Raw genomic sequence first — 8,789 nt, 5'->3', positions numbered from 1 at the left:
CTCAGGCTCGCTTGACTATGCTGGATCGCTCGACGGACTGCCCCCGTCGTTGTGGCGCTGCCGTGAAGAACCTGGCCCATAGCGCATCCCTCCACTCCGAGGTGAAGAGTGCACCATCAAACCCTGGGATCAAACATCTAGCCGCGGGGACCGCTCACGACCCTTCGCAGAAGCTGAAAACGTCCGCATGTAGGTTGCCGCGTAGACGCGATCTTTGTCCGGGTTCAGGGGCATTTTGACATCTCGCTCCGAACAAAAGGCATCGAGCGAACATATAGGCACAGCCATGATCAATCCGGCGCACACGAAGATGTGCAAGGATTATTGCGAAATCGATCTTGACTGTATTGACCGTCGAGTTTCCGCTGCTCGGGTCAAGCCTCAGGTGATGCAGTGAGCGCGGATTACGATGCTCTCGTCGACGGCTGCTACGCTGCCGTGGCGGATGCGGGGCTATGGCCGCGGGCACTCGACGAGGTCGCCGCCGCGGTCGGTGCCCTGGGCCTGGTGGTGATGGCCGTTGGCCGCACCAACCGCACCCTTGCGTCCGAGAGCTTGAGCGAGGCGAACGCCGCCTACGCAGCAGGCTGGTGGCACCTTGATCCGCGCGCCGCACGCGCCGCGAGCGCGGTGATTCTTCCCGGCAACTTGGTCCGCGACCACGATCTAATCTCGGCCGAGGAGCAGCGCCGGGACGTCTTCTTCCAAGACTTTTGCAGACCGCACGGGCTCGGCGAATTCGCGAGCTACGCTGCGCCAGACACCGCGGGCGGCCTGCTATCGGTCGGCGCATTCCGCCGGATCGAGGACGGCGGGTACGAGGCGAACCATCTCGCCTTGCTACGTCGGCTCGCTCCACACGTCGCCCGGGCCTACACCCTGACAGCGATGCTGGCGCAAGCGCGCGCTACCGGGAACGAGCTGCCGGCCCTTGGGGATGCCGGGTTCGGGACCATTCTCCTGGGGCCGAATGGTCACGTCCATGGCATGAACGCAGCCGCGGAGAGCCTCATGAAAGGGCGCCTCCATCCCGGACCCAGGGGCGCACTGCATGCCGTGCTCCCGAGCGAGCGCGACCGGTTCGAGCGCGCTGTGGTTACGCAGCTGACTGGGACCGGATCAAGCATGCTGATGCTGAGGGGCACGCCGGGGCTGCGGCCGGTCAGTGTCGAGGTCGTGTCACTTCGCCAGGCCGATGTCGCCGAGTTTCCCGGTGCGGCGCCCGGCGCGCGCGTGCTCGTCGTGTTGCGCGATGTCTTCGGCCGAGCCGAAGGCTCAATTGAACCGCTCCTGGTGCAGCTCGGCGTGACCCCGGCAGAGGCCCGCGTCGCGATGCTCGTCGGTCGGGGCCTCCCACCGGACAAGGTTGCCCGCCGCCTCGCCGTGTCGGCGGAGACCGTGCGGACCCAGCTGCGGGCCGTGTACGCCAAGCTCAATCTCAAGCGCCAGAGCGAGCTTGCCGGGCTCGTGACGCGGCTCGACGAGAGATGGATTTTACCCTGAGCGGCCGAACGGAACGTCATCTACACCTGCGCGAGCGGCTTGGCCGACGCTCTTTTTAAGATGGGCGAAGACCGAACGTCCGCATTCGAGGGAAGAAGCGGGGTCCGCTCACTACCCCGAGCCGAACTTGCGGGGCGGCCGACGAACGACCGCTTTGAAGAAACGCAAATGGCGTTCCCGGCGGCCGAGTTGGGTCGCTACCAGACTGACCGCTCAGGGTGGTTTCCCGTCTGTCCGCTTACGAGCGCGAAAGCGTCGAAGCGGACATTGTGGCGTCGCTCCATCACGTCCCTTCCCAGGCGTCAAACGTCTCGACTGATTGCGTTTGTCATTGCCCGGAAGCTGAAGGATGCCCCTTTGTCAGCGACGAAGCTGAATGCCCCTCTTCGCTCCGGCTCGCCGCCGGCCCGACGCCTCGCCATTTCTGGCCAGACTGCCTCCGTTGCAGTAGCGTCCTTTCATGCTCAGGTCGCTCGACTTCCTCCGGCGAACGGCAGTCCCTTCGGCTGTCATTGCTGGCTGCGACGAACACATCACCCTCCTCGGTGAGGGCGTCGATTACGCCAAACCTTGGCACTGGCACGACGGCCTTATGCTGCTGCTGCCCTGCCTCGGCGTATTGAACCTCAAGCACGAGGCGCAGCGGGACGGCATGTGGGTGTCCCGGGATCGCTTCGCCGTCATCCCCGCCTCGCACCCGCACGACACTTCAGCCCTCCGATCCAACCAGACCCACGTCGCTGTGTATCTTCGAGAGGAGGCATTGAAGCACGTCGAGAAGCAACTCGGTTCGCTCAGCCGCGTCCGAGCCCTGATCCGAAGAAGCTCGATGTTCCCGGTTAATTCAGATATCCGCGCCCTCCGGGCACTGTGCTGCGATGAGACTGGCGATACGATCGGTCAGACAGCCGTCCGCGCCCATCTCTCGGCCGCGCTGATCATCCGCTGCCTGACCACGATAGAGAGGGGTCAGCCGCTCGGTGCTGGCTCACGCGAGGCGCACACCCTGATCGACGAGGTTAAGGTGTTCGTCGCGCAGCGCGCTGACCAAACCCTCTCGATCGATTTGCTATCGGAACGCTTCAACGTCTCCCGCCGACACGTCACACGCCTATTCCGAGAGCGGACCGGGTTGTCGATCGGCGCGTACCAACAGAGCGTGCGCCTCGCCGAAGCTCGGCGGCTCTTGCAGACCACTGATCTGCCGATCGACGAGGTCGCGTTCCGAGTTGGGTTCGAGAGCGGATCGGCTATGGCGAGGGCGCTCCGACGCCGAGACGGGCTGGCACCACGCGAGGTCCGCGCGCGATCCACCACGATGGCCCGTCCGGTCGCGTGATAAGGCCCGGACGGTCGCGCGGGCGCAGGGCGGTTCCGCCATAACCACCTGCACTTCCTGAACCGGCACCGAGTTCGGTCGGGGAACCGCGGCAGTGGGTTCATGGTCATGGCAGGCGTCGAGGTCGTCAACGTCTTTACCTGCCGGAATGCAGGCGGCAATCCATGCCCCGTCGTCGTGGACGCAGCCGGGCTCGACCCTGCGGGGATGCAGGAGGTCGCCCGCCAGCACGGGCACGAGAGTGGCTTTATTCTGCCGGCCGAGGACGAAGCGCACGACTTCCGCTTCCGCTTCTTCGTACCCAACCACGAGATGGAGATGTGCGCGCACGCTACAGTCGGTGCGCTCTGGTTGCTGGCCAAACACGGACGGCTGCCGGCATCGCCCGTCCGCATCGCAACCGCCAGCGGTTCGGTTGCCGGCTTCGTGTCCGCTACAGAGAACGGCACGGTCTCCGTGGAGATCACGCAGCCAGCGGGCCGGGTGGTGCCGCTGTCTCCGGAGCAGGCCGGCGACGTGCTTGCGGCGCTCGACGTAAGCCGCGAGACCCTTGCAGACCTACCCCTGCACAACGCCGTTACCTCGCGAGTGAAGACCCTCGTGCCGATGCGGGACCCTGAAAAGCTGCACGCGCTCGTCGCTAACCCGGTGGCCGTCGAGGCCATCTGTCGCCGGATCGGCTCCACTGGTCTGTACCCCTACGCCATCGTTGACGGCGAGGCGCGCGTTTTCGAAGCGCGGCAGTTCCCGCGTTCGTCAGGCTATCCAGAGGATGCCGCCACCGGCATCGCCGCCGCCGCGCTCGCCTTCGGCCTGCTTCACGATCGCACCATCGCCGCCGACGACCGCCCGATCCGTGTCTACCAGGGGCGGGCGATGGGCAGCTTGTCCGAGATCACGGTGCGCCTCGGCTTCGCGGGCGACCGGGCGATTGGCTGCCTGCTCGGCGGGGAAGTCGCTCCGACTACGGGCTTGGCTCAAGCGATCGCAGAGGATGGACGCCAATGAGCGACGCCGTCCTCTCCCGCCTGCGAGCAGCCGGCCTGATGCTGCCCGAGCCGTCCCGACCCGCAGCCAACTATGTACCGTACACGCGCGCCGAGCCGCTTCTCTTCATTTCCGGTCAGACGCCCGTGCTGCGCGGCGAACCGCAATATCTCGGTGTCGTCGGCGAAGACGTCTCGATTGAACAGGCGCAGGCTGCCGCTCGCCTGTGCGCGCTCAACATCCTGGCCCAAGTCCACGCGGCCCTCGACGGGGACCTCGACCGAGTGCGCTGCCTCCGCCTCGGCGGTTTCGTCCGCTGCCGCCCGGACTTCATCCGGCAGCCGCTGGTGCTGAACGGCGCGTCGGATCTGATCCTGCTCGCCCTCGGCGAGAACGGTCGCCATGCACGCACGGCAGTCGGCACGAACGCGCTACCGCGCGGCGTGCCGGTCGAGGTCGAAGCCGTCTTTACGGTGGGCTGACCCGTCTGATCTCGCGATCACGCACCCGCACAGGCTCGCCCGAACGCTGCTCGAGCCCAAGCCATCCAGCCGAGGAGAAGGCATACATGTTTAGAGGTGGACGTGCGGCCCTTGTCGCCGTGGTCACGTTGGTCGGGGCCGCGACCTCGATGCCGGCCACGGCGGAGGAGCTGACCGGTACGCTGAAGAAGATCAAGGAGACCGGCCGCATCACGCTCGGTTTCCGCGATGCCTCAGTGCCGTTCTCGTTCCTCGACACGGACCAGAAGCCGATCGGGTACGCGATGGATATCTGCCACGCCATCGTCGATACGGTAAAGGAGAAGCTCGGCATGCCGGGATTGGAGGTCCGGCTAAATGGGGTAACTTCCGCCACGCGTATCCCGCTGATTGCGAATGGAACGATCGATCTGGAATGCGGCTCGACCACCAACACCGCGGAGCGTCACAACCAAGTCGCCTTTGCCAACACCGACTTCCTGACTGCGACGCGCTACGTGTCGAAGCGGTCGGCCGGGCTGCACACGATCGAGGACTTGAAGGGCAAGACCGTCGTCTCGACCTCGGGCACGATTAACCTGCGGCAGATCAACGAAGCGAATACGGCGCGCAAGCTTGGGCTGACCATCCTGCCGGCAGTCGATCACGCTGAGGCGTTCCTGATGGTGCAGACCGGCCGGGCCGTCGCGTTCGTGATGGACGACGTGCTTCTAGCTGCGCTGGTGGCAGCTTCGCGCGATCCATCGGACTTCGAGATATCGACCGAAGCGCTGTCGCACCCTGAACCCTACGGGATCATGCTGCGGAAAGACGACCTCGCATTCAAGGCGGTCGCGAATGCAGCGACGGCCAAGCTCTACACCAGTCCCGAAGGGCGGGCCTTGTACGATCGTTGGTTCACGCAGCCGATCCGGCCGCGCAACATCAACCTGAACCTGCCGATGAGCGACGCGCTTCAAAGAGCATATTCTCATCCGAGCGATAGCTTTGACCCGAGCGCGTATTAGCGGCCAAGCCAAGCCGTACGATCAGACGAATGGCCGCTTTGTAGAAGCGTCAATGACCGTTCGTAAGACTGCGTTGGGTCGCGACCAGCCGCACACGGCGGTTCGTTAAAGGCACATCCATAGCGGACCGGCGGCGCCAGTTCGCACTCGCATACCCCAATCGAACCACGCTCATCGGTGGCTTAGGGTGGAAAACGGACCGACCGCTCTTCGCTCGCATTCGCATATAACGGCCACGCGACAGCAGCTTGAAGCTGCGAGTTCGTGAGCCGCTTCCAGCATTGATGCCGATTGCGCATCAATCGATCCAGGAATGATTTTGGACATGGAAACGGCTCTGTTTCACAGTTCGCGCTGAACGAAGGCTGCCGTTGCTCCGTGAGCAGCGAGACGGGCCTCAATATCGGAGGATCGCCGTGGCTCAGGTAGGGCAAACGCAAAAAAAGACCAATGTCAGATATGTCATTCTGGCCCTGATCTTCCTCGCCACGACGTTCAACTATGTTGATCGGGCTACCCTTTCGGTTGCCGCCTCCTCGATGCGGAGCGAATTCGGCTTCGACGCGATCACGATGGGCCTCGCCTTCTCGGCCTTCGGCTGGTCCTACACGGCGATGCAGATCCCCGGCGGCTGGATCCTCGACAAGTACGGCGCCCGCCTCGTCTACGGCACCGGCCTGATCCTGTGGTCGGCCTTCACGATGATGCAGGGCCTCGTCCACGTCGTCTCGTTCACCTTCCTGGCGCTGTTCGCCCTGCGCTTCCTGATGGGTATCGCGGAGGCGCCCGCCTTCCCGGCCAACAGCCGCCTGACGGTGATGTGGTTCCCCACGAAGGAGCGGGCCTTCGCGACCTCGATCTTCCAATCCGCCCAGTATTTCGCCCTGGCCGTGTTCACCCCGGTGATGACCTGGATCCTGCACGCCCATAGCTGGCAGGCTATCTTCTACGGGGCCGGCGCGGTCGGCCTCGTGCTGGGCGTGATCTGGCTGGTCTATGTCCACGAGCCGCGCCACCACCGGGGCGTGAACCGGGGCGAACTCGACTACATCGAGGCCGGCGGTGGCCTGCCCAACATGGGCGATGCGCGCTGCCGCATCCAATGGTCGGAGGTGAAGGCGCTGATCAGCAACCGCATGATGATCGGCATCTATATCGGCCAGTTCTGCCTCACCACGATCACGTGGTTCTTCCTGACGTGGTTCCCGACCTACCTGCTCGAAGCCCGCGGCATGTCGATCCTCAAGGTCGGCCTCGTGGCGGCGATCCCGGCGATCTGCGGCTTCCTCGGCGGGCTGGTCGGTGGCCTGTGGTCGGACTGGATGCTCCGGCGCGGCTTCAGCCTGACGGCGGCGCGCAAGCTCCCGATCATCGTGGGGCTGCTGTTCTCCTCGACGATCGTGCTCGCCAACTACGTCCAATCCGACAAGTTCGTGATCGTGGTGATGAGCGTCGCCTTCTTCGCCAAGGGCATCGGCAACCTCGGCTGGTGCATCGTCGGCGACGTGTCGCCTAAGCAGATCTTGGGCGTCAGCGGCGGCATCTTCAATCTGTGCGGCAACCTCGCCAGCATCGTCACGCCGCTGGCCATCGGCATCATCGTCAAGGAGATGGGCTCTTTCGACCTCGCCCTCGTCTACATCGGCGTGGTCGCGCTGATCGGCGCTCTGTCCTACCTCGTCATCGTCGGGCCGCTGAACCGCCTCGAGATCCGCAGCGACGAGCGCGCCGCAGAACCGGTGGCTGCGCTGCCGCGCGACGTCGGTGCTGCCCGGGCCTGAGCGCCCTATCCCAATTCCTGGAGGACTTCATGGCTCAGGACACCGTCACCGGCATTCGCCTGCGCTCGGTCTACCTGCCGCTCAAGACACCGATCAGCGACGCCAAGGTGCTGACCGGCCGGCAGAAGCCGATGACCGAGATCGCGATCCTGTTCTGCGAAGTCGAGACCGGCGACGGTCACCGCGGCCTCGGTATCAGCTATTCCAAGCGAGCTGGCGGGCCGGGGCAGTTCGCCCATGCCTGCGAAATAGCCCCCTCGCTCATCGGGGAAGACCCGAGCGACATCGCCAAGGCCTGGGACAAGCTCGCCTGGGCGGGTGCCTCGGTGGGCCGCAGCGGCCTCGCCGTGCAGGCGATCGGCGCCTTCGACGTGGCCCTGTGGGACCTGAAGGCGCGGCGGGCCGGTCTCTCACTCGCCAAGCTGCTCGGGGCGCAGCGCGACAGCGTGCGCTGCTACAACACCTCCGGCGGCTTCCTGCACACCCCGCTGGAGGAGCTCTTGGTCAACACCGACCGCTCCCGCGAGAAGGGTATCGGCGGCATCAAGCTCAAGGTCGGGCAGCCGGATTGGGCCCTCGACATCACGCGGGTCTCCCGCGTCCGGGAGCATCTGGGTGACGCGTTTCCGCTGATGGTCGATGCCAACCAGCAGTGGGACCGGCCGACCGCCATGCGGATGGGCCGGATCTTCGAGCAGTTCAACCTGATCTGGATCGAGGAGCCCCTCGATTGCTACGACGCCGCTGGCCACGCGACGCTGGCGGCCGCCCTCGACACCCCGATCGCCACCGGCGAGATGCTGACGAGCGTGTCCGAGCATTGGGACTTCATTCGCCAGAACGGCGCCGACTTCCTGATGCCGGACGCCCCCCGCGTCGGGGGCATCACGCCCTACTTGAAGGTGGCAACGCTTGCCGAGTTCGCCGGCATGACCATCGCCCCGCACTTCTCGATGGAGCTGCACATCCATCTCGCCGCTGCCATGCAGCGGGAGCCGTGGGTGGAACACTTCGAGTGGCTGGAGCCGCTGTTCAACGAGCGCCTGGAACTGAAGGACGGGCGGATGCTGGTGCCGACGCGCCCCGGCCTCGGCATCAGCCTCAGCGAGCAGGCCCTCGCCTGGACGCGCGATACAGCCGGCTTCGGCAGTCTCGGCTGATCGCTGAGAAGTTTGGCAGCCGGTACCGCTTGCTGGATCATACGCGGCCAACTGTCCGCTTTCGGGCCTCGAGCGGATGTCTTCGTACGACCGGGTTGGGTCGAGGCTGTGTCAAAAGTCCGGTCTGAGATAGACTTGGGGCCTGATCTGCGGAGGCCAGCATGGGTCGGTTCGTCGAAGGGCAGGACCGTCGGCAGTCCTGGTTGCTGCCCAGTTCGCTGGACGACTATGTCACGGCGGACAATCCGGTTCGCGTGGTCGAGGTGTTCATCGACGAACTCGATCTGGGCGCCCTCGGCTTCACGCGCTTCGAGCCCGCAGCGACGGGGCGGCCTGCGTATGATCCGGCCACGCTTCTGAAGCTCTACCTCTACGGCTATCTCAACCGCGTGCCGTCGAGCCGTCGGCTCGAGCGGGAGGCACAGCGCAACATCGAGGTGATGTGGCTGACCGGTCGCTTGGCTCCCGATCACAAGACGATCGCCAACTTCAGGCGCGACAACGGGCCTGCGATCCAGGCGGCCTGCCGG

The 8,789-nt window shown here is 65.1% G+C and carries 8 protein-coding genes; all 8 read left to right on the top strand.

Translation table 11 applies throughout. The features are described 5' to 3' along the window. Nucleotides 1-393: 393 nt before the first annotated feature. A complete protein-coding gene (locus tag MKK63_RS32025; protein ID WP_244005818.1) occupies nt 394-1,503 on the top strand; it encodes a helix-turn-helix transcriptional regulator in 1,110 nt (369 codons plus the stop codon). Between the two features lie 592 nt (nt 1,504-2,095). After that, nucleotides 2,096-2,842, top strand: a complete 747-nt coding sequence (locus tag MKK63_RS22605) for a helix-turn-helix domain-containing protein (protein WP_244005816.1) — start codon at nt 2,096-2,098, stop codon at nt 2,840-2,842. Between the two features lie 108 nt (nt 2,843-2,950). Beyond that, nucleotides 2,951-3,850, top strand: coding sequence for a PhzF family phenazine biosynthesis protein (locus MKK63_RS22600; RefSeq protein ID WP_244005813.1), 900 nt, complete (start codon nt 2,951-2,953; stop codon nt 3,848-3,850). Beyond that, on the top strand, nt 3,847-4,311 hold the full coding sequence (locus tag MKK63_RS22595) for a RidA family protein (RefSeq protein ID WP_244005812.1): 465 nt from the start codon (nt 3,847-3,849) through the stop codon (nt 4,309-4,311). Before MKK63_RS22600 ends, MKK63_RS22595 begins: the two co-directional genes overlap by 4 nt. A gap of 149 nt (nt 4,312-4,460) precedes the next feature. Further along, on the top strand, nt 4,461-5,318 hold the full coding sequence (locus tag MKK63_RS22590; protein WP_244005810.1) for an amino acid ABC transporter substrate-binding protein: 858 nt from the start codon (nt 4,461-4,463) through the stop codon (nt 5,316-5,318). Between the two features lie 410 nt (nt 5,319-5,728). Further along, nucleotides 5,729-7,099: an MFS transporter gene (locus MKK63_RS22585; protein ID WP_244005819.1), complete on the top strand. Its 1,371-nt coding sequence runs from the start codon at nt 5,729-5,731 to the stop codon at nt 7,097-7,099. A 29-nt stretch (nt 7,100-7,128) separates the two neighbouring features. Further along, the gene (locus MKK63_RS22580; RefSeq protein WP_244005808.1) at nt 7,129-8,259 is read left to right on the top strand and encodes an L-talarate/galactarate dehydratase; all 1,131 of its coding nucleotides are present in this window, start codon (nt 7,129-7,131) and stop codon (nt 8,257-8,259) included. Nucleotides 8,260-8,420: 161 nt separating this feature from the next. Beyond that, the coding region (locus MKK63_RS22575; protein WP_244005806.1) for a transposase at nt 8,421-8,789 on the top strand (369 nt) is incomplete at its 3' end.

The sequence above is a fragment of the Methylobacterium sp. J-088 genome, assembly GCF_022829295.1.
Lineage (GTDB): Bacteria > Pseudomonadota > Alphaproteobacteria > Rhizobiales > Beijerinckiaceae > Methylobacterium.
Note: the sequence above shows the minus strand (reverse complement) of the source record. Positions and strands in the feature narration are given on the sequence as shown.